The sequence below is a fragment of the Microbacterium sp. GW823-FHT02G05 genome (assembly GCF_058797175.1).
In genome coordinates this window covers 700751-722237 of the sequence record NZ_JBXAJK010000001.1, presented here as the reverse complement: position 1 = coordinate 722237, position 21487 = coordinate 700751, and the positions used below count along the sequence as shown (strand labels likewise).

The following is a 21487-nucleotide window of genomic DNA, read 5'->3' as shown; positions in this document are numbered from 1 at the left end:
GTGCCTCGCAATGGAGTCATCAGGAGATGGCGAAGGAGAGGCGATGGATACGACGCAACTACTGAAGGGCGTGCTCGACGTCGCGGTCCTCGCTGTCGTCGGTGATGAGGACGGCTACGGCTACGACATCGTGCGGCGGCTTCGCGACGCGGGGCTCGGCGACGTCGGCGACGCGTCGGTGTACGGGACGCTTCGTCGGCTCTACGCGGCCGGAGCACTGTCGAGCTATGTCGTTCCGTCGGATGGCGGTCCTCACCGCAAGTACTACGCGATCACCTCTCAGGGCACCACGATGCTCGACGAGCAGCGGGTCACCTGGGAGCACTTCGCGACAGCAATGTCTGACCTTCTCACCACCCCCCGTCATGAAGTTGGAGCGCAGCGATGAACGACACCCTCACCACCGTCGACGAGCAGATTCGCGCCTTCGCCGCCGCTGTGCGCGCTGAGCTCTCCGATCTGCCGGCCGAAGATGTCGATGACCTCGTCGAAGGCCTCGTCGGCGACCTGACGGATCAGGCCGCCGACAGCGACGACGCGTTCCAGTTGGGCGACCCCGCCGAGTACGCGCGCGAGCTGCGCACGGCCGCAGGCTTGCCCGAGAAATCAGCAACAGACACGCGGACGCCGCTGCATATCCGCGTGTCTGCGCGCTTCGGGCGCATTGTTGGCAGAATCCGACGCACAGGTTTGGGCGCCTGGCTTACTGACTTTCTGGTTGCCCTTCGTCCGGTGTGGTGGGTGCTACGTGGTTTCGCGCTCTATGCAATCGCGGGAGCGTGGTTCAACGCGGGTCCGCGCACGCTGACGGGACAGCACTCGTTCGAGAGCTTCCTGTTGGCGTGGGCACTGCTCATCGGACTCGTCGTGGTGAGCGTACAGTGGGGTCGCGACCGCTGGCTGCCCAACAACTGGTTGCGGCACATCCGCACGGTCGCGAGTTTCCTCGTTGTGATCGGACTCCCTCTCGGCTGGGTTGCAGCCACCGTCCCCACCTACGTGTATGCGGATACCGCACCCACGACGGGACTCCTTCTTGATGGGGCGCAGATCGGCAACCTCTTCGTCTACGACGCCTCCGGCGAGCTGATCGACGGCGCGCAGATCTTCACCGACGATGGAACGCCGCTCGATCTCTTCGGCGCGCAAAGCTCCGAGTTCTCAGACAGCACCTACCGAGGGTGGTGGAATGGTGAAGATGACGTGACGGTCCCATTCATCAACGCCCAGAACCGCCCCGTGTGGAACCTGTATCCGCTCGATATCGCCCCGTTCAACATGGAACGCGGCGAGGTTGACAAGAATCGAGCAAAGGCCGCGAAGCCTCCATTCGCACAGGCACCCACGCTCGTAGAGCCGAGCGCCGCGCCCACCCCGACTCCGACTCCGACTCCCACTCCTGTCACGCCGACGGAGCCGACACCATGACCACCCCGCGCATCATCTCGATCGACCTCACGCACCTCGTCGAGGAGGCGCTGCGGGCCGAGCGCCCCGTCGACGACTCGGACGAAGACTAAGACGACGGATGCTCCGGGGCCATCGCCCGGGGCATCCGTCGTTCGTGCGTGCAGATCAGCCGCGCGTGGCCCACCATTCGCGCAGGCGCTGCTCGGCAGCATCCGCTCCGATCGCCCCCTCGTCGAGGCGCAGCTCCATCAGGAACTTGTAGGCCTCGCCGACCTCACGTCCGGGGCTGATGCCCAGGATCTGCTGGATCTGGTTGCCGTCGAGATCGGGGCGGATCGCGTCGAGCTCCTCCTGCTCGCGCAGCGCGGCGATCCGCTTCTCGATGTCGTCATACGCGGCGGCGAGGCGCTTGGCCTTGCGCTTGTTGCGCGTCGTGACATCGGCGCGGGTGAGGATGTGCAGGCGCTCCAGCTGGTCGCCGGCGTCGCGCACGTAGCGGCGCACTGCCGCATCCGTCCACGCTCCCTCGGCGTAGCCGAAGAAGCGCAGATGCAGCTCGATCAGCTTCGACACCGCATCGGTCGTGTCCTTGTCGAAGCGCAGACTCTGCAGGCGCTTGCGCGCCATGCGGGAACCGACGACATCATGGTGATGGAACGAGACCACTCCCCCGTCCTCCAGCTTGCGGGTACGAGGCTTGCCGATATCGTGCAGCAGCACGGCCAGGCGCAACGCAGCGTCCGGCGCTGCATCCGGGTGCCGGGTGCGCTCCAGTGCGATCGCCTGTTCCAGTGCCGTGAGCGAGTGCTCGTAGACGTCTTTGTGGTGGTGGTGCTCGTCGACCTCCAGGCGCAGCGCCGAGACCTCGGGAAGGAACTCCTCGATGAGCCCGGTGTCGACCAGGACGCGGATGCCGCGCACGGGGTCATCGGTCTGCAGCAGCTTGACGAGCTCGCCCTGCACCCGCTCGGGGCTGACGATGCTGAGCGTCGCGCGCAGTTCGGTGATCGCGTCCAGGGTCGCCTGCTCGATGTCGAAGCCCAGTTGCGCGCTGAAGCGGGCTCCCCGGAGCATCCGCAGCGGATCGTCGCCGAAGCTGACCGCCGGATCCGTCGGGGTGCGCAGCGCACGCGCCACGAGGTCTTCCACGCCGCCGGTCGGATCGATCAGGCGAACCTGCGGCACCTGCAGCGCCATCGCGTTCACCGTGAAGTCGCGGCGCAGCAGGTCACCGTCGATGGTGTCGCCGAACTCGACGGTGGGCTTGCGCGTCAGTCCGTCGTAGCTGTCGGCACGGTAGGTCGTGATCTCAACCTGCTCGCCCTGCACGCGGGCGCCGATCGTGCCGAACTCGCGACCGATGTCCCACTGAGTGCTGGAGATCGGGGTGACGATGCGGAGGATGTCATCCGGCATCGCATTCGTCGTGAAGTCGAGGTCGTTCGTGACCCTGCCCAGCAGTGCGTCGCGCACCGGTCCTCCGACGACGGCGAGGTCGAAACCCGCGGCCGCAAAGGCCTGGGCGAGGGTGCGAACGACCGGATTCTCCGCGAGCGCGCGAAGACGGACGAGTCCCTCGGCCATATTGAGCATGGATTCCAGCGTACCGGGGTCTCGCCGTGCGCACCCGTCGGGCGGATGCATCCTGGCGAAGTCGATCCGCCCGGATCAGGTCAGCGGTGTCACTCCGCGTGCCTGGTCGACGGCGGCATTGCGCTGCGTCATCAGCCGCATCAGCAGCGCCATCATCGTGAACCCGCCGACGGCCGCGACGCCGAGCAGGATCCACAGGCCGACATCCGGATCGATCAGCTCGACTCCGTAGATGAGCACTCCAAGGAGGGCGAGCAGCCCACCTTCGATGATCGCGAAGAGGATGAAGAAGCGATTCTGCTTCGCTGCGTACTCCTGCTGCACGGCACGGACGCGTCCGGCGACGGAGGTGTCATCGAGTTCGCTCACGCGCCCCACCCTAGGCGACCTCGCTCAGACGCGCACCCCCTGGCCCCCGCGCACTCAATAGAATCTGCCCATGACCACGCCCCCGCGCGACAACGACACCACCGGCGAAGACGCCGCTGCCGACGCCTCCGCGAAGAAGACCTCACGCCGCGACTTCTTCAAGTTCGGCGGCATCGCCGCTGCAGGTGCAGCGGTCGGCGGTGTCGGCGGCGCGGCCATCGGCGCATCCATCGGCCACCGCGAGGGCTTTCTCGAAGCACAGCACGATTTCGGTGCACTCTCTCCCCGGCACGTGCCCGGCTTCGACCACATCGTGGTCCTCATGGGCGAGAACCGCTCCTTCGACAATCTGCTCGGCTACCTCTACACGAGCAAGAACCTGCCCAAGGGGCAGACCTTCAACGGGCTCGCCTTCGGCGACTACGGCAACTTCGCGCCGGACGGCGTGACCTGGGTTCCTGCGCACATCTACGAGGGGCCGACCGACACGATCATGGGCTGGCCCGACCCGGACCCGGGCGAGGAATACCCGCACGTCAACACCCAGATCTTCAACACCGTCGAGCCGGCCACCAACGCGGCACTGTTCGTCGAGGGCATGAAGCACCCGTTCAACACCCCGCAGAACGGCGAGCAGGCCACGATGGGTGGCTTCCTGCACGACTACATCATCAACTACACGCGGTTGAAGAAGGGCGTCGAGCCGTCGATCGATGCGGCCCGCCACATCATGGGCTCGTTCTCGCCCGAGATGCTGCCGACGCTGTCGACGCTCGCCCGCGAGTTCGCCGTGTTCGACAACTGGTTCGCCGCGGTGCCGTCGCAGACCTTCTGCAATCGCTCGTTCTTCCACGCCTCCACCTCGCACGGCTTCGTCACGAACAAGCACGGAGGCGGATACGACAAGTGGCTCGACGCGAATCCCGAGCCGACGATCTTCAACCGCCTTGAGGAAGCCGGCCTCAGCTGGAAGATCTACATCGACAAGCTGCAGATGGTCTCGTACACGGGCGTCCTGCACGCCCCCGTGCTGGAGCAGTACTGGAAGACCGACCATTTCGGCACGATGGAGGACTTCTACGCCGACGTCGAGAACGGCACCCTCCCCGTCTATGCGTTCATCGAGCCGCGCATGGTGTACAACCACAACGACTTCCACCCGCCATTCGGCAAGCTGCACGAGAGCGAGGTCAATGGCGAGATGGTCATCAACAGCGCGCACTCCGACGTGCGCGCCGGCGACCAGCTGGTGCACGAGGTCTATGACGCCATCCGGCTGAGCAAGACTCCCAAGGGATCGAACGCCCTCAACACTCTCTTCCTGATTACGTTCGATGAGCACGGCGGATGCTACGACCACGTCGTTCCGCCGGCAGCCACTCCCCCGGTCGTCGGCGACGACCCGGGCGAGATGGGGTTCGAGTTCGATCGACTCGGATGTCGCGTGCCGGCCATCGCCGTCTCGGCCTACACGCGCCGGGGCACCGTGATCAATGACGAGATGCATCATGGGGCCGTCATCGCGACGCTGAGCCGCCTGCACGGTCTCAAGCCACTGACCCGACGCGACGCGACCGCGAATGATCTGTTCAGCGTCGTGAACCTCGACAAGCCACGGCATCCGGCCGATTGGCCCGAAACCACACCCGCCTTCACCCCGACGAACCCGCAGGCGACACCGCCCCATCCGGCGCACACGCACAAGACCAAGCCGCTGACCCCGCCCGCGCACGGACTCCTCGGACTCCTGCTGGCGCGCTTCGGGATGCCGGATGAAGAGATCCCGCAGACCTTCGGGCAGGCCTACGACCTGCTCAACACCCACGGGCAGGGCCTCTTCGGCCCTCCCGGAGAGGTGTGATTGGCGCTCAGATGCGACTCCCCCTACGCTGACGGCCATGCGCCGCCTCACCTCTCTGATCTTGACGCTGCCACTCGCAGTCGTCCTTGCGGCCTGCGCCTCGCCCGAGACCGACTGGCGCGCGGCTGAAGTGGAAGCCAGCGCGTTCATTGAGGCGGCGTCGAACGGTGCGGATGTTCTTGGTTCGGGGAGTTATCCCTCGCGGCCGGGCGATGAGCCACTCGGCGACAACGCAGGTGTGGAACTCACATATGAGTCTGGTCGCCGCGTGGACGGCGTGAGAATAGCCTGCTTCGGTGACGGCGGCGGGCGCTTCGGCGTCGTGGTGCGCACGGAGTCCACTTGGAAGGGCCTTGATTCGGTCGCTCTTGTCTGCGACGGCACAGACCAGGCGCTGTCGCTGTCCGCACCTATCGCGGACGTCAATGCGATCAGGGTCAATGGCGTTCTCGAGCACGGCCCCGGCGCGGTGGTGGCCGCTGTCATCTACGGCAGTTCGGACTGAGCTCCGTAGACGTCCGGCAGGATCTCGCACCAGGGGCGCGTCCTTCCGGCGGAGGAGTCGGCGTCCGAGATGGGCGACAGGCACTCGATCTCAGTGCTCTGCAGCAGCCACATGTGCGCATGTGGGCGGCCCGCGACGAAGAGCAGATCGTCGGCATGGTCGCCCTCGGGAACTACGCCGACGACCCGCACAGCGTCTTCATGACGAAATTCCTGCGGCCGAATCCGGATGATCCTGCGAGACTGAGCGCATGACGGCGACCGACTCCTGGGGCATCGATGAGCTCGACGGACAGACGCACACACTCATCACCCGCGAGATCTCCGGGTGGGAGGTCATGATCGGCGGCGGCCCGGAGCAGTTCATCGTGACGGCCACACGCGATTCCGGTCAGCGCATCGCCAACGCTCTGACCTCGACCGAGCCTGATGATGACGACGACGACACCGTCGATCTGACCGTCGGCGGGCAGGCCGTCGATTACCCCCGCGAGTATGTGCTCACACGCGCTGAAGTGCTGTCGGCGATCACCGAACTCGGATCCGGTGTCTTCACCGAGGATCGCTGGGAGCAGATCGGCTGACGGGGCGACAGCCCGTCACACGGCGTCGCCCTGCACCGGTCCTTCTGTGTTCGGCTTCCAGCCGAGTTCCGGGGCGACGTACTTCGCGAATGACTCGAGCACGTGCAGGTTGTACTCGGGCCCGAGCTGGTTCGGAATCGTGAGCATGAGGGTGTCTGCGGCCATGACCGCCTCGTCCTCGCGCAACTGCCGGATCAGCTCATCGGGTTCCGCCGCATAGGTCTTCCCGAAGGTCGAGCGCAGCCCGTCGATCACTCCGATCTGATCGCCGTTCTCAGCGTTACGCAGACCGAAGTAGGCGCGGTCCTTGTCGCTGATCAGCGGGAAGACGCTCCGGCTCACCGAGACGCGGGGACGCCGAGTATGACCCGCCTCCTTGAACGCGGCACGGAAGATGTCGATCTGCTTCCGCTGCAGCACGTGGAATGGCTCACCGGTCGCCTCGGTGACGAGCGTCGAGCTCATCATGTTGAGCCCCTGACGGCCCGTCTCACCCGCGGTCGCGCTCGATCCGGAACCCCACCAGATCCGCTCCCGCAATCCCGGGGAATGCGGCTCAACCGGCAGGTACTGACCCGCTCCGACCATCCGGGGGTCACCGGGAGCGAACCGCTCTCCGTCGATCGCGCGAAGGAACAGGTCGAACTTCTCACGGGCGAGCACACTGCCGCGCTCCGTGTCCTCCGCATCCTCGAAGCCGAAGGTCTCGTACCCGCGCAGCGCGGTCTCGGGTGACCCACGGCTCACACCGAGGGCAATGCGGCCGTCGGCGATGTAGTCGAGGGCTGCGGCCTCCTCGGCGAACTGGAACGGGTTCTCGTAGCGCATGTCGATCACGCCGGTGCCGACTTCGATGCGCTTCGTGCGTGCCGCCATGGCCGACAGGAGGGGCATCGGGGATGCTGCCTGCTTCGCCCAGTGGTGCACGCGCACGTACGCGCCGTTGACGCCGATTTCATCGGCGCCCTCAGCGATCTCGATGGTCTGCTTCAGCATGTCTCCGGCAGTACGCGTCAGCGAACCCTGCACGTTGCCGTAGTGCCCGAACGAGAGGAATCCGAATGCCTTCATGTCGTATGCAAACGCATGAACGCTGGCGGTATTCCCCGCGGCTGAGGCGGCCCGTCTCGCAACGAACGGGCCACCTCACCTCCGTCAGACCGTCCGCAGAGCGGATGTCGGCGACAGACGTGCCGCACTGATCGCGGGATAGAGTCCCGCGATCACGCCGACCACCAGCGCCACGAGCGGGCCACCGACGAGCACGACCACCGGGATCGTCGCCGACTGCCCCTGGATCGCCGCATAGGCGAAAACACCGAGCGCCCCGCAGATCACGCCTGCGATGCCACCCAATCCACCGAGCACGATAGCCTCCGCAACGAACTGGCCTGCAACCTGTCCTGACCGTGCGCCGAGCGCCCGCCGCAGCCCGATCTCACCCCGACGCTCCAGTACCGCCACCACCATGGTGTTCGCGATTCCGATTCCTCCGACCAGCAGGGCGATTGCTGCGAGACCGACTGCGAGCCCCGACAGCGAGTCGTCCGCGGTATCCCGCGCCCCGGCGAGGTCGCCGAGTCCGGTCACCTGCACGTAGGGAGAGGAGGGGTTCGCCGCGCGGGCGATGGCATCGCGCACCTTCTCTCCTGTGGAGCCCTCCTCCATCCGCACGTAGATCGAGGCGATCCTGTCGTCGCCCTTCTTCGAGACCCGCTCGGCCGCCCAATGATCACCGAGGAAGGCGCTCGCGTCGATCGATTCGGCAAGACCTGCCGAATCGAGGATCCCGATCACGGTGTACCACTGCTCGCCGATCCAGACACGCACACCCGTCTCGGTGATCCCCATTCGCGCAGCAGCAGCGGAACCGAGCACGGTCACCGGCAGCGAACGATCTGTCTCATCGAACCAGGAGCCTTGCGCGACAGATCCCTCGACCGACGACAGAAAGTCCGGACTCGCCGCGAACACCGTGAGACCGTTTCCCTGGCTCTTCGGTATGAGGTCGTTGCGATACACGCCGGTGCCTTCGGGCACCTTCTCGAGCACGCCCACCTGCCCGACACCATCGACTCGTTCGATCATCCCGGCTGCAGTCTCAGGAAGGGCGACCGGTTTGTTGTCGGGCCCATAGCCGGGCTGCACGACGATCATGTTTGCCCCAAGCGCGTCGAGCTTGGCCAGAAGCTCCGCCTGATTCGATGCGGCGATACCCGTGATGGCTGTCAGCGCCGCGATGCCGACTGCGACGCCGAGCGCCGATAGTGCCGTTCGCATCTTCCGGCTGCGAGGGCCGATGAGCGCCGTGCGGATGCTGTCCGCAACGCTGAGCCGCGGGATCCGCTCCCCTCTGCGTCTCATACCGCGACCTCTTCCCTCTCCCGCGATCCCGTATCGCTCACAATGCGGCCGTCATGAATGCTCACCTGCCGCTGCGTGCGCTCGGCGATGTGGGCGTCATGCGTGATGATCACGACCGCGGTACCCGAGTCGGCGATGGAGGTGAGCAGCTCGAGAATGCGCTCGCCCGTGGTCGAATCGAGTGCTCCCGTCGGCTCATCGGCGAAAAGCACCACAGGGTTGCCGACGATCGCTCTGGCGATCGCGACGCGCTGCTGCTCGCCACCCGACAACTGCCCTGGGCGATGCTTCATGCGAGCGCCGAGACCCACCCGCTCCAGTGCGGCCACCGCGCGCGCAGAGCGTTCCGCTGCCGGAACTCCGGAGTAGAGCAGTCCGAGGGCGACGTTGTCCAGCGCGCTGAGTGCCGGCAGCAGGAAGAACTGCTGGAACACGAACCCGATGCGGCGAGCACGCAGAACCGCACGATCGCGCTCAGCGAGCGCCGCAGCATCCATCCCGTCGATCAGCACGGTGCCACTCGTAGGATCGTCGAGCGTGCCCATGATCGAGAGCATCGTGCTCTTTCCTGATCCGGATGCTCCGACGACCGCCACCAGCTCGCCGCTCTCGATCGCGAGACTCATGCCGTGCAAAACCCTCAGCGGTGGGCTGCCGGGATACTCCTTGATGACGTCGACCAATTCGACGACGGTGTCGGTCGTCATTGCGCCACCACCACCGCATCGCCGGCCGCGAGGTCGCCGCCGACCACCTGCGCCTTCGTGTCGGCGATCAGCCCGATCTCCACAGCGACGCGTTCGATCTTGTCTCCCTTGCGCAGCACATCGACGGCATACCCCCCGTCGATGGTCGCCACGAGGGCGGTGACGGGCACGACCAGGGCGTCCTTCACTTCCGAGGTGGCGAACACGACCTTGACTGCGCGCAACCCGATCCCCGCTGCGACGGTCGGGTCGTCGAACTCGACGTTCGCCGTAGCCGGTGTGGTCTCCCCTTCCTTCGCAGTCGGCTGACCACCCGGGTTGATGACCGTCACGGTGGCCGGTGCCTCCGTGCCGTCAGGGAGGATGACCGTCACTCGGGTCGCCGGCAGGATTTCGCGCGCCTGCGCATCCGTGAGCTTCGCGATCACGCGAAGGACAGTGCTCGTGTACGTCAGCGGGCTCGTTCCCGCAGGGTCACCCAGCTGAGCCTTGACCGACTCGACCCGCACCGACGCATCCGCGATCGCGACGACGTCGCCGAGCTTGACGATGCCGTCCTTCGTCACACCGAGCGCCTTCTGCCAGGCGACGACGTTCGCCTCAGTGACCGCGGTGAACTCGTCATCCACCGTCATGTCCTTCCCAAAGCCGAGGTCGGCGAGAGCCTGCTCCAGCTGGCGGACGTCGGGGCCGTTCTCCACGCCAAGGCTCAGGTCGCGCCAGAAGGGGCGCTCACCGCGCATCGCGATCACCGGCCTCCCGTCGACCTCATAGATCGCCTGACCGACACCGATCACCTCGCCGGCCCCCGGCAGTCGAGTGATGGTTCCCCCTCTGCCAGGCAGAGCGATGGATGCCCCGTAGCTCAGGTTCCCGTTCAACCTCAGATCTGACGTGAGAGTGGTCAGTTCTGCCGTGGCGGTGACCGGTCTTTTCGTGGCATCCGGAGACTCGGCGACCGAGCTCCACGGTCGCAGAACCGCCAGTGCCACAGCCGCGACCACAAGCAGCACTCCCACCGGCACGAGCACCTTCGTCAGTCGACGGCTCATTCGTCACCGCCCTCGGGCATGACTGTCGCCGCAGTGAAGGCGCCGTCGAAGTACTCTCCCATCAGTGCAAACCAGTCGAAGCCAGCCGCTTCGATGCTCTCCGGTGTGAACATGGGCGGAATGTCCTTCACTGAATCGGCACATGCCTCGAGAAGCGTCCGCGCTTCATCCTCGGTGATTCCGACCGGCAGCGTGAGCATGCCATCGGCGTCGGGGTCAGCGAAGTCTGTGAATCCGTTCTTGCGGGCGCACGAGGCGAAGGCGAGACCAGATTCGATGATCTCCTCGGGGGAGATCATCTGCGTCTGCGCACCCTCCTTGATCGAGATGTCTGGCTGCGGCTGTGTGAACTCCGGCACCTTCTTCTCGCATGTCTCCCATGCAGTGCGCTGACCGCCCTCCTCCGGGTAACCCGATGCTGTGGTCGATGCGAGCCAGGTGCCGTCTTCGTCTGAGAAGAACATCGTCATCGGCATATCTTCGCCTTCGCCCATGCTGAGCGAGGCCGTGCTGTCGTTCAGGGTGCTCATCGGTCCGTCCCCGGGAGCATCCGGCATCAGCAGACCGACCTGGCCTCCCTTGACGATCTTCGCCGTCTGGCCCTCGTTGGTGAGGCACGTCACGAACCGGGCCGCGGCAGCGTCGTTTGCGGCGTGATTCGGAGCCTCAGCCTCCGGTGCGGCGCTGCAGGCAGCGATCGCAAGGAGCGCGACGACGGCGGGCATCACCGCCAGCGAACGGCGTGCTTTCGTATCGAACATGGCTGTCCCTTTCTTGCGGTCGCGGCGTATCCACGACGTGCAGTCAGTTCTACGGATGCGGTGGTTTGCTGTGGGTATGACGGTGCCTAACCGGAAACTAACCGCGAGGAGCACACCCTTGTTGTCAGGAGGTGCCATGCGACTGCTGCTCGTGGAAGACGAGACCGACCTGGCCGACACGCTGGCCGACGGGCTGAGACGCGAGGGATATCTCGTCGATGTCGCCCGCGACGGCGCCCGCGCACTGGCCGCGGCCGCCGCTGCCGATGTGGACATCATCGTGCTCGACCGCGATCTGCCGGTGCTGAGCGGCGATGCTGTGTGCCGCACGCTCGTCGCGCAGCAGTACCCGGCGCGCATCCTCATGCTCACGGCAGCGGGGACCCTCAACGACCGCGTCGAGGGCCTCGATCTGGGCGCCGATGACTACCTCTCCAAGCCGTTCGCCTACGTCGAGCTCCTGGCGCGCCTGAGGGCGCTCAGCCGTCGCGGGCAGTCTGCGCGGGTGAGGTCCGTGCTGGAGTTCGCGGGGCTGCGACTCGACACCGTGCGGCGCATCGTCGAGCGCGACGGCACGCCGATCCGGCTCACACTCAAGGAGTTCGGCGTGCTCGAGACGCTGTTGGCCGCGGAGGGCGGCTACGTCAGCGCCGACGATCTGCTCGACGAAGTGTGGAACGAACCCCTGGAACGCACCCGCGGCGTGGTCAAGATCGTGGTGCACACGCTGCGGCGCAAGCTCGGGGCCCCCGAGATCATCGAGTCGGCGGCAGGTCACGGCTATCGAGTGGGGACGAAATGAACCGCATGAGCTTTCGCACCCGGTTGGTGATCATCATCGCCGGAGTCTTCATCGCCGCAGGCGCTGCCCTGCTCACCGTGCAGTACCTGGTTGTACAGCAGCTGTTCACCTCGGCAATCAACACGACGGCGGCCACCTGCTTGCCATCGCTGTCGATCACGCAGTTCGCACACGAGAACAGTCCGCCTGATGGAACGGGCATCGGCGGGATCGAGCCACTCATCGACAGCAACGACCTCTTTTTCGATTCCACCGGCACGGGGTGCGCTTACTTCGCCGCAACGGCCGCGGTATCCGATCTCGCCGCCATCGCCCCGACCGACACCGTGACGCTGGATGTGGTCGAGGGCGCGGTGCTGCAGCAGTCGACGTTCCTTGCAGATGAGGTCGGCGGCGGCCTCCTGCTGTGGTCGATCGTGGTGCTCGTCGCGTTCACGGGCGTCGCGGCTGCGATCGCGTTCTGGCTGGCTCGTCGGTCACTCGATCGAATTGGGGAGGTCACTGCGGCTGCCCGCGACATCTCCGAGCGCGACCTCGGGCGCCGTCTCGAGCTACCCGGTCCGGATGACGAGATCAAAGAACTGGGCGACACGATCGATGGGATGCTCGACCGACTGGAGTCGGCCTTCGCCGCGCAGGACCGTTTCGTCGCCAACGCCTCCCATGAGCTGCGCACTCCCCTGACGACCACCCGCGCCGCCCTCGAGATTCCGCTGGAGCAGGGCACCGTTCCCGTTCGCCTGAGGCCCAATCTGCATCGTGCCCTCCGTGCCACCGAGCAGAGTGAACGACTCATCACGGCGCTGCTGGCGCTTGCCCGCGCGCGCACCGGGTTGGAGCATGTCGAGCCGATAGAGCTGCGCGAGCTCATCGAAGAGCAAATCGACGACCTGGATGCCCAGGAGGTCAGTGTGCACGCCGACCTCCGTGCACTCACGGTCGAGGGTGACTTCGTGCTGCTGGCCAGAGCAGTGCGCAATCTTCTGGAGAACGGCGTTCTTCACAACACGCCCGGCGGAGATCTGTGGGTGCGCTGCCGACGTGAGCGCGGACGCGCGATCATCGAGTTCGAGAACACCGGCGCGCCGATCCTCCCGGCTACCGTCGATCTGCTCACAGAGCCGTTCTACCGCGGCGACGCGAGTCGAACCTCAGCCGGCCCAGATGGCACTGGACTGGGGCTCGCGATCGTGCAGAGCATCGCCCTGACACATGATGGCGAGGTGCGCCTGCGCGCCCGTCAGGACGGTGGCTTGATCGCCACAATCATCCTTCCGATCTGAGGTCATCGCGGGCGGTTCACGCGCACCCGACGCGAGTCCGTCAGACTCAGCCGTCGTGTGCCCGGAGGAATCCGTCGACGACGAGCGCGCGGATCCGCGGTTCGAGGTCGGCCCAGAGTTCTGGGAGCGGCACCTCGAACAGGTCCGCGAGCGCACCTACGATCTGCGCAACCGTCAGTTCTCCGTCGCAGGCCCCGACGAACGCCGCGAGCGCGGAATCGACCGAGAGGGTGCGCGCGAAGCCTCCGCCCTGACGCAGCTCGATCACGCTGGGGTTCTCGGCGCCCGGCAGGTGGTGGCGGGCCTCTGTGACATCGGATGCCACGACAAGACGCTCCGGCATCCCCGCGTTGAGCGCGTCGTGGCCGCGCAGTCCGTCGCGCAGCGCACGTCCGACGCCGGAGACGCCCTGGGTCAGGGACTCGAACCGTCTCAGCGGTGGCACCGTCGGGTCCTTCGGTCTGCGCAGCAGCACGTAACCGAAGCCGATCTCGTCCACAGAACGTCCGGCGAAGTCATCGATCCACGCTTCCAGCAGGGGTTCGAACTCGGGCTCGCGCGGTGTCGTCCCGCCGTCGCGGATCCACAGTTCGGCATAGCCGATCGGCGAAAGGCTCTCGCGCTCGATCACCCAGGCGTCGATGCCGTCCGGAACCCATGAGCGCAGGCGTTCCATTCCGGCCACTCCCGCGCGTGCTTCCCAGTTGCCGAGCAGCTGCGCGGCCCCTCCGGGGATCAGGAACGCAGGCGCCTCACGCACGAACTTCTCCACCAGCGCGTCCCCGACGAGTCCGCCATCGCGGTACTCGTACTCCGGAATGCCCTCGGCACGCGGAGTGATCACGAACGGAGGGTTCGACACGATCAGCCCGAACGCCTCCGCCGCAACGGGTTCGAACATGCTTCCCTGGCGGAACTCGATCGTCGTGACGCCCGCGATCATCGCATTGATCTCGGCATAGGCGAGCGCCCGCGCCGAGATGTCGGTGGCGACGACATTGGTGGCGTGCCGCGCGACGAGCAGCGCCTGAATCCCGCAGCCCGTGCCCAGGTCGAGCGCCCGCGCGACCGGCACCGGCATGACCAGTTCGGCGAGGGTACGGGATGCTCCGCCGACGCCCAGCACATGGTCGGGCGGAAGCGCGCCACCGAGCGCCACCTCGTCCAGGTCGCTCGCGATCCACCACTCCCCGACGCCGTCTGCATCGACGAATGACTGCGGCCGTACGAGCGCCGCCGGCACCGCCAGGTCGTCGTCGCGGTATGCGAGCCCGAGCCCCTCGAGGCCCGCGAGCCCCACCGTCGGAAGCGCCGCTTCCACAGCATCCGCGGGCTGAGGCAGCCCCACGACGAAGAAGCGACCCAGGGTCGCCAGCGCGTCCGTACGTCCTTCTGTCGCCCGCAGCAGCGGACCGCGGATGCCACGGCCGAACGCATCATCCGCGTCATCACCCCATGCGCCGCGAAGCGGCTCGGAGCGAAGGTCGGCGGCATCCAGATCGACAGCGAGAGCCGCGCACAGAGCAGCATCAGGGCGGGGGGTCAGCTGTCGTCGCACTGCGTCACTCTACGCGCCTCCAGGGTTCGCATCGGCGCGCCGCCTAGAATCACAGGGCTAGGACTCTCCGCCGACGGCCACCGTGCCGCCCGATGAATTCGACATGACAGTGCCTCATCCCCCGCGTTCTCTCTCCGGTCGTCTGCGCCGCGCTGCGCACACCACCGTTGCCGCGCTGACGGTACTCGCGGGCGTCTTCGCCCCGGCACTGTCCGCCACCGCCGCCACGGAGTCTCCGTCCCCGGAAACGGGCCCGGATGTCTCGATCGTGCTCGCCCCCGAGAATCAGGGCGCCTACACGCCGGGCCTGCCGCTCGCCGCAGCCATCGCGATCGACAACGACGGGGAATCCGCCGCGCCCGCAGGGCAGATCACTCTCGACCTGGGCCGCACGGCGCTCAGCGACCGCGCATCACTTCTGGCGTGGCTGAACGACGGCACCACCGCGCAGCCTCTCTCCCCCCTCGGCGAGACAGCATCAACCGAGGTCGGAGCGGATGCGACCACATCCGCTTCCCTTGTTGTCTCCAGCGCTCTCGTCGGCGAACTGCCCCCCGGCGTGTACCCGCTGCGCGCTACTCTCTCGTTCGCTCAGACCACCGACGGTGACGCGCTCGACCCCGTGACCGCGCAGAGTGCCGTCATCGTGTCCGCGACCGGTTCGACGGCAGACAGCGCGGTGAGCGCCCTTGTGCCGATCACCGCGACCCCAAGCGGCAGCATCCTCAGCGCCGACGAGCTGATCGCGCTGACGGCCGCCGAGGGTGCGCTCACACTGCAACTGTCGGCGGTTGCCGGTACGGGTGCCGTGCTCGCCATCGACCCCGCGATCCCCGCGGCGATTCGGGCGCTCGGCACTGCGGCCCCTCTCTCCGCGGTGGATTGGCTACAGCGCCTCGAAACGCTTCCGAACGAGCGCTTCCTGCTGCAGTTCAACGATGCCGACCTCACCGCGCAGGTCTCCGCAGGACTGGACAGCCCGCTCCAGCCGACCACGCTCGCCCCTTTCCTCGATCCCCGTGGCTTCGCGGAAACCGATGACAGCGCGACCCCCTCGCCGAGTCCCGACGCAGCCCCTGCCGCGGCAGAACTCCCCACCGACGAAGAGCTGACGGCCCTCGTCGGCGCGCGCACGAACATCTACTGGCCGCGTGGAGAGATCTCCCCCGACGACCTCGCTGCCCTCTCCCGCTTCGTCACGGGCTCCGGGGATCCGGTGACGGTGCTTCCGTCGTCGAGCTTCGCAGAGGGAGCGGATGCTGCACCCGTCGCCGTCCGCGGGGATGCCAGCGGTGCCACCGTGCTCGTTGCCGACAGCGCCTTGTCGTCCGCGCTGAGCCGCGCGGCTGCAGAAGACGACGTCCTGCACCGGGGCGCTCCCCTCGCTGAAGCCCGCGCCCTGCGCTGGTTCACCGACCCGCAGGCGTCGCTCCTCGTCGCTTTCGATCGCGACGAGAACCGTTCCGCGGACGGTCTGAAGGATGCACTCGCTGCGCTCTCCGGCGGACACACCGGAACGCTCGCAGAGCTGCTGTCGGCCCCTCCCGCACTCGTCTCCGTGGCCAGTGAGTCCTCCGCGGTACGCGCCGCATCCGTCACGACCCTGCTCGACGGGGAAGCACAGATCCGGGACTTCGCAACGATCCTTACCGACCCCGCGCAGCTCACCGCCCGCGAGCGCCTGTCGATCCTTCGCCTGCTCGCTGTGGGCGCGCACACGAGTGACGAGGACTATGCCGCGGCGTTCAGCCGACACCGCGAAGCGACGACGAAGACCCTTGGCGCCGTCGGCATCCAGCCCTCCAACCCGATCCTCATCAGTTCGTCCGTCGACGTGCCCGTGTGGCTGCGCAACGACCTCCCCTACCCGGTGACCGTCCAGCTCAACGCCCGTCCGAGTGATCCGCGTCTCGAGGTCGACGGCGTGATGACGATCGAGGGTGCAGCGGCGACCACGACGCGCGTCAAGATTCCCGTGACCGCCCGCATCGCCAGCGGCGAGGTCGACCTCATTATGGATCTGACCAGCCCCACAGGCATCCACATCGGCACCACCCAGGTCGCGCAACTCACCGTGCGCGCCGAATGGGAGACGATCGGTCTCATCGTCTTCGGCAGCCTCGCAGTGCTGCTGATCGGCGCCGGTGTCGTCCGTACTGTCTTCCGGCGCCGCGCGGACGCCCGCACCGCTCTCGCCCAGGATGCCCCTGAGCCCACCGAACGCTAGGAGCCGAATGACAACCCCACGCACCGGAGGTCTCGGCCGCGCAAGCGCCATCCTCGCCGCGGGAACCATGGTGTCCCGTGTGACGGGGCTCATCCGCACCATCGTTCTGGTCCAGGTCATCGGCGCCGTGGGCTTTGCCTCCGACGCGTTCTCTGTCGCCAACCAGCTGCCCAACGATGTCTTCTCGTTGATCTCGGTGGGGGTGCTCACCGCGGTCATCGTTCCGCAGATCGTGCAGGCGGCGGCCCACAAGGATGGCGGAAACGCGTTCATCTCGAAGCTCTTCACGCTGGGCACGGTCGTGCTGCTTCTGGCTACGGCTCTCGCGCTGCTGGCGGCGCCGTGGCTGGTCTCCCTTGTCGCGGGTGGCGCCCCCGCCGAGCAGCAGTCACTCGCGATCGCCTTCGCCTATTGGTGCCTCCCGCAGATTCTGTTCTACGGCCTCTATGCGCTCATCGGCGAGACGCTCAACGCTCGCCGCATCTTCGGGCCGTTCACCTGGGCGCCCATCGCGAACAACATCATCTCGATCGCGGGCTTCGCCGTCATCCTGATTCTCTTCGGCGGCTCGCTCACCGAGCTCTCTGACTGGACGCCCGATCGCATCGCCATCCTCGGTGGCCTCAGCACTCTCGGCATCGCCGCACAGGCCGCAGTGCTTCTGTTGTTCTGGTCGAAGACCGGGCTGAACCTGCGCCCTGATTTCCGCTGGCGCGGTGTGGGCCTGGGAAACATCGGGCGACTTGCCGGCTGGACGCTCCTCATGGCTGTCGCCAGCCTCGCCGCGGGCTTCTACCAGCACCGCATCGCCATGGAGGCCTCAGGCGAACACCCGTCGGTCATGGTGATGATGAACGCCTGGCTGATCTTCATGCTCCCCTACTCCGTCATCGTGCACTCGATCGGCACCCCGTACTTCACGCAGCTCAGCGAGCACGCCGCTGCCGGTCGTGACGACGACGTGCGTGCGGACATCAGTCGCTCGATCCGAACACTCGGCTTCTTCCTCATGGGCGCGCTGGCCACCGTGTTGGCTGCCGCGGTTCCGGCGTCGCGCATCTTCACCGGCTCTGCCGAAGAAGCGGAAGCTGCTGCCCTCGTCCTCGTGGGCTACCTGGCCGGTCTTCTTTCGCTCGCGGTTCTCTTCATCGTGCAGCGCACCTTCTACGCCTACGGCGACACCCGCACACCCTTCTTCTTCACAATCTTCCAGTGCGCACTGATCGTCGCCACGGCCTACGGGGCGATCGTCCTGTACCAGAACGACGTGATCCCTCTCTCTTCGCTGGCGGCGACCATCGCACTCGGCCAGTCCGTCGCGGGCACCGTGCAGACGATCGTCGCCACCTGGTTGCTGCACCGTCGCCTCGGCGGCATTCACACCGCCGAGTGGGCGGTTGCTCTCCTGCGATTCACTCTCGCCGCGGTCCCCGCGACAGCCGCCGGCTGGGGCATTTTCCTGCTCCTCGGTGGCACACAGGGCTGGACGACAGCGAGCATCTTCACGGGCGCCGCTGGATGCATCATCATCGCTCCTGTCGTTCTCGGCGTCTATGTCGGCTCGCTTGCGCTGTTGCGCGCCCCTGAGCTTGAAGTCGCATCGGGCATCATCAAGCGCTTCCTCCCCGGCCGCTGATCCCGGATGCTGCGGAGGCGCAGCATCCGCCACTTCTCCGTTCTTCTCGCGCGCGCCCAGCGCGCGGGAATGTGCCGCGACTACCATGTGTTGAAGCACGAGAACGCTAGGAGAAGCAATGCGCCAGGTCATCATCATCGGCTCCGGTCCGGCAGGATTCACGGCGGCGATCTACGCCGCTCGCGCGAACCTCGAACCGCTGCTCATCGCCAGCTCTGTGGAGGTCGGCGGAGAGCTGATGAACACGACAGAGGTCGAGAACTTCCCGGGCTTCCCGGAGGGCATCCAGGGACCCGACCTGATGGCCAAGCTGCAGGCACAGGCTGAGCGCTTCGGCACCGAGGTCGTCTACGACGATGTCACCGAGCTCGACCTCGACGGCCCCGTGAAGAAGGTCACGCTCGGCTCGGGTGCGACCCACGAAGCGTCCTCGGTCATCTACGCCACGGGCTCGGCGTACCGCAAGCTCGGCATCCCCGGCGAAGAGCGACTCTCCGGCCACGGTGTCTCCTGGTGCGCGACCTGCGACGGCTTCTTCTTCCGCGAGCGCACGATCGCCGTCGTGGGCGGCGGCGACTCGGCCATGGAAGAAGCGACCTTCCTCACGCGCTTCGCGTCGAAGGTCTACATCATCCACCGCAAGGACACCCTCCGCGCGTCCAAGATCATGCAGGAGCGCGCCTTCGCGAACGAGAAGATCGAGTTCGTGTGGAACAGCGTCGTCGAAGAGATCCTCGGCGACGGAGAGGTCACCGGCGTGCGTCTGCGTTCGACGGTCGACGACAGCACGAGCGAGCTCGCCCTCAACGGTGTGTTCGTCGCGATCGGCAACGACCCGCGCACGCACCTCGTGCACGACAAGCTCGAGCTGACCACTGACGGAACCATCTGGGTCGACGGTCGCTCCTCGCGCACGTCGAAGCCCGGTGTCTTCGCCGCCGGCGATGTCATCGACCCCTCGTACCGTCAGGCGATCACCGCAGCCGGTTCGGGAACGGTGGCAGCTCTCGACGCCGAGCACTTCCTCGCTGAGCTCGGCGACGCCGCTCCCCTGGCGGTCGTCGCCAACTGAGCGGGAACACATCCGACACACCCCGTGTTGTGATCACTGTGCACCGCGCACAACGATCACACCCCATTGCAAGGAGAATCCATGACTGCCAAGGCAACCAGCCAGGCGACCTGGGCGCAGGACGTGCTCCAGGCTGAAGGTCCCGTCCTCGTCGACTTCTGGGCGGCCTGGTGCGGCCCGTGTCGAATGGTCGCGCCCATTCTTGATGAGATCCAGGCTGAGAACCCCGACAAGATCACCATCCTCAAGCTCAACGTGGACGAGAACCCGGATCTGGCCATGCAGTACCAGATCACCTCGATCCCGGCGATGAAGGTCTTCCACGGCGGCGAGGTCAAAACGACCATCATCGGCGCCAAGCCCAAGTTCGCACTCGAGAAGGACCTCGCTGAGTTCATCGGCTGACACTTCTCACCAAGGCCCGCCTCCGCGTTTCGCGGGGCGGGCCTTTTGTGTTTCACGTGAAACATGGGTGTGGGTGAGATCCCGTACCCGCACCCGTGACTCGAAGATCCGACACCTCGATCCGCGGCAAGTACGTCCTCTACGCCGTGCTCCGCGACGGCCTCTTCTACCCAGCACCGTAGGCGGTCGTGGCCTGGTCCCGTGAGGCTGCGGGGGTCAGTCGCCCGAGCTCGGCGGCAGCGCATCCTCGTCAGGGTGGACCACAATGGTGTCCAGTCGCAGGTCAGCATGCACACGCCGCACACGATCGATATCACCAGCAAAGATCAGCGAATCCGGATACAGGCGTGCTCCCCATGCGATGGTGCCGCCCTCGTGCCACGCGAACTCCGGAATCCGCTCGCCCACACGAAGTTCATCCCGACGCAACACCGCCGGAGAGAACTCCTCACTGTGAACGCGAACGAGGTCGCTGGTAGATGGGTTCCCCGCGTAACCCGTCCACCGAAGCGACATCAACTCCGTGTCACCGACCGCTTCTGCGAGGCCCTCGACCGTCGCCGCATCCAGCTCGCCGCGACATGAGACCAGATGACGAATCTCATGGCGCGCGTCCGCATTTCGCTCGACAACGTCCCACCATTCCAGCGAAGCCAACTCGTCATCGAGCGCGACATACTCCGACCATCGCACCGGCGACCCCTCGCGCTCTCCCCACATCGGAAGAAGGATGCGCACCATCGGCAGTCCACGCTGCGACGCCGGGACGAACTCGCGAGCACGCCCGCCCGTACCCCTCGCTTGCGATCGACACCCTCTGGCTCGTCATGCGAACAAGGCTAACCCCGCGCTCGCAGCGGGTTTGAAAGGTCGCATCCAGCTTGACAAAGCCGATAGGGTCCCCGCCCGCACCTCTCCGCTATGCCGTCTCCTCTCTGAGCAGTGCAGCGGCCGTGGGTACACAGTGCTTCTCGGCGGCGCGCACGATCGGCCGGACACCGATGACCCTCGGAGAAGTGCTGTCGCACCTCAGCCCCGGCTCCCTGGTTTCGCGTCGCTCTACTTGGATGGCGACGGGTGGGAAGAAGGCGCATACCCGCATGTCACACTCGCTGGCTGTCGCGAAGAAGCGACAAGGCTCCGCAGGGGTCCCTTCAGCTATTCGCCTATGCTCACCTCAGCATCCGTTCTCCGTGCTTCCCGTGGATAGACGTCCGAGACCCGACCTGGGGATCACAAGCTCTGCAAAGACCAGAGCAAGGTGGATGTCACTGGCCATTCCTTCCTGCGAACTGACGC

Annotated in this window: 21 protein-coding genes; 12 read left to right on the top strand and 9 right to left on the bottom strand. The window is 66.3% G+C overall.

The genetic code is table 11. From position 1 onward, the window contains the following. Nucleotides 1-43 precede the first annotated feature (43 nt). Both AC1REM_RS03390 and AC1REM_RS03385 read left to right on the top strand, forming a co-directional pair. Nucleotides 44-388 carry a PadR family transcriptional regulator gene (locus AC1REM_RS03390; protein ID WP_492513330.1) on the top strand — a complete coding sequence of 115 codons (345 nt, stop codon included), beginning with the start codon at nt 44-46 and terminating at the stop codon, nt 386-388. Further along, nucleotides 385-1428, top strand: a complete 1044-nt coding sequence (locus tag AC1REM_RS03385) for a DUF1700 domain-containing protein (protein WP_492513329.1) — start codon at nt 385-387, stop codon at nt 1426-1428. The genes AC1REM_RS03390 and AC1REM_RS03385 overlap by 4 nt, the downstream gene beginning before the upstream one ends. A gap of 147 nt (nt 1429-1575) precedes the next feature. On the opposite strand, the gene AC1REM_RS03380 is transcribed toward AC1REM_RS03385, so the two are convergent. Continuing rightward, the gene (locus AC1REM_RS03380) at nt 1576-3003 is read right to left on the bottom strand and encodes a CCA tRNA nucleotidyltransferase (protein ID WP_492513328.1); all 1428 of its coding nucleotides are present in this window, start codon (nt 3001-3003) and stop codon (nt 1576-1578) included. A 75-nt stretch (nt 3004-3078) separates the two neighbouring features. After that, nucleotides 3079-3372: a hypothetical protein gene (locus tag AC1REM_RS03375; protein WP_492513327.1), complete on the bottom strand. Its 294-nt coding sequence runs from the start codon at nt 3370-3372 to the stop codon at nt 3079-3081. A 70-nt stretch (nt 3373-3442) separates the two neighbouring features. On the opposite strand from AC1REM_RS03375, the gene AC1REM_RS03370 reads away from it, so the two are divergent. The 4 genes from AC1REM_RS03370 to AC1REM_RS03355 all read left to right on the top strand — a co-directional run bounded on the left by AC1REM_RS03370 (nt 3443) and on the right by AC1REM_RS03355 (nt 6321). Next, nucleotides 3443-5233, top strand: coding sequence for an alkaline phosphatase family protein (locus tag AC1REM_RS03370; RefSeq protein WP_492513326.1), 1791 nt, complete (start codon nt 3443-3445; stop codon nt 5231-5233). 37 nt (nt 5234-5270) lie between these two features. Next, the gene (locus AC1REM_RS03365; RefSeq protein WP_492513325.1) at nt 5271-5738 is read left to right on the top strand and encodes a hypothetical protein; all 468 of its coding nucleotides are present in this window, start codon (nt 5271-5273) and stop codon (nt 5736-5738) included. Nucleotides 5739-5851: 113 nt separating this feature from the next. Next, nucleotides 5852-5992, top strand: a complete 141-nt coding sequence (locus AC1REM_RS03360) for a hypothetical protein (RefSeq protein WP_492513324.1) — start codon at nt 5852-5854, stop codon at nt 5990-5992. After that, nucleotides 5989-6321, top strand: a complete 333-nt coding sequence (locus AC1REM_RS03355) for a hypothetical protein (protein ID WP_492513323.1) — start codon at nt 5989-5991, stop codon at nt 6319-6321. The genes AC1REM_RS03360 and AC1REM_RS03355 overlap by 4 nt, the downstream gene beginning before the upstream one ends. Before the next feature lie 15 nt (nt 6322-6336). Here AC1REM_RS03355 and AC1REM_RS03350 read toward each other — a convergent pair whose 3' ends face one another. From AC1REM_RS03350 to AC1REM_RS03330, 5 genes are all read right to left on the bottom strand, one after another. Next, nucleotides 6337-7392 (bottom strand): LLM class flavin-dependent oxidoreductase, encoded by a 1056-nt coding sequence (locus tag AC1REM_RS03350; RefSeq protein ID WP_492513322.1) that lies wholly within the window; start codon nt 7390-7392, stop codon nt 6337-6339. Between the two features lie 84 nt (nt 7393-7476). After that, on the bottom strand, nt 7477-8685 hold the full coding sequence (locus AC1REM_RS03345; RefSeq protein WP_492513321.1) for an ABC transporter permease: 1209 nt from the start codon (nt 8683-8685) through the stop codon (nt 7477-7479). Beyond that, complete coding sequence (locus tag AC1REM_RS03340) at nt 8682-9392, bottom strand: ABC transporter ATP-binding protein (protein WP_492513320.1); 711 nt, start codon at nt 9390-9392, stop codon at nt 8682-8684. The genes AC1REM_RS03345 and AC1REM_RS03340 overlap by 4 nt, the downstream gene beginning before the upstream one ends. Next, nucleotides 9389-10444, bottom strand: a complete 1056-nt coding sequence (locus AC1REM_RS03335; protein WP_492513319.1) for a peptidoglycan-binding protein — start codon at nt 10442-10444, stop codon at nt 9389-9391. The genes AC1REM_RS03340 and AC1REM_RS03335 overlap by 4 nt, the downstream gene beginning before the upstream one ends. Next, nucleotides 10441-11205, bottom strand: a complete 765-nt coding sequence (locus AC1REM_RS03330) for a hypothetical protein (RefSeq protein ID WP_492513318.1) — start codon at nt 11203-11205, stop codon at nt 10441-10443. The genes AC1REM_RS03335 and AC1REM_RS03330 overlap by 4 nt, the downstream gene beginning before the upstream one ends. 136 nt (nt 11206-11341) lie before the next feature. Between AC1REM_RS03330 and AC1REM_RS03325 the strand changes: the two genes are divergently transcribed. Both AC1REM_RS03325 and AC1REM_RS03320 read left to right on the top strand, forming a co-directional pair. Then, nucleotides 11342-12007, top strand: coding sequence for a response regulator transcription factor (locus AC1REM_RS03325; RefSeq protein ID WP_492513317.1), 666 nt, complete (start codon nt 11342-11344; stop codon nt 12005-12007). 5 nt (nt 12008-12012) lie between these two features. Continuing rightward, a complete protein-coding gene (locus AC1REM_RS03320) occupies nt 12013-13290 on the top strand; it encodes a sensor histidine kinase (RefSeq protein ID WP_492513316.1) in 1278 nt (425 codons plus the stop codon). 46 nt (nt 13291-13336) lie between these two features. Here the strand turns inward: AC1REM_RS03320 and AC1REM_RS03315 are convergent, their stop codons facing one another. Continuing rightward, nucleotides 13337-14848 (bottom strand): DUF7059 domain-containing protein, encoded by a 1512-nt coding sequence (locus AC1REM_RS03315; RefSeq protein ID WP_492513315.1) that lies wholly within the window; start codon nt 14846-14848, stop codon nt 13337-13339. 103 nt (nt 14849-14951) lie between these two features. Here AC1REM_RS03315 and AC1REM_RS03310 point away from each other — a divergent pair, with 103 nt between their 5' ends. The 4 genes from AC1REM_RS03310 to trxA all read left to right on the top strand — a co-directional run bounded on the left by AC1REM_RS03310 (nt 14952) and on the right by trxA (nt 20188). Further along, nucleotides 14952-17075 carry a DUF6049 family protein gene (locus AC1REM_RS03310; RefSeq protein ID WP_492513314.1) on the top strand — a complete coding sequence of 708 codons (2124 nt, stop codon included), beginning with the start codon at nt 14952-14954 and terminating at the stop codon, nt 17073-17075. A gap of 7 nt (nt 17076-17082) precedes the next feature. Next, nucleotides 17083-18711: a murein biosynthesis integral membrane protein MurJ gene (gene murJ / locus AC1REM_RS03305; protein WP_492513313.1), complete on the top strand. Its 1629-nt coding sequence runs from the start codon at nt 17083-17085 to the stop codon at nt 18709-18711. Between the two features lie 118 nt (nt 18712-18829). Further along, the gene (gene trxB / locus AC1REM_RS03300) at nt 18830-19783 is read left to right on the top strand and encodes a thioredoxin-disulfide reductase (RefSeq protein ID WP_492513312.1); all 954 of its coding nucleotides are present in this window, start codon (nt 18830-18832) and stop codon (nt 19781-19783) included. Between the two features lie 81 nt (nt 19784-19864). After that, entirely contained in the window at nt 19865-20188 is a 324-nt protein-coding gene (trxA, locus tag AC1REM_RS03295; RefSeq protein WP_204938578.1) for a thioredoxin, read from the top strand. 216 nt (nt 20189-20404) lie between these two features. On the opposite strand, the gene AC1REM_RS03290 is transcribed toward trxA, so the two are convergent. Further along, the gene (locus AC1REM_RS03290) at nt 20405-20929 is read right to left on the bottom strand and encodes a hypothetical protein (protein ID WP_492513311.1); all 525 of its coding nucleotides are present in this window, start codon (nt 20927-20929) and stop codon (nt 20405-20407) included. Nucleotides 20930-21487: the final 558 nt, after the last annotated feature.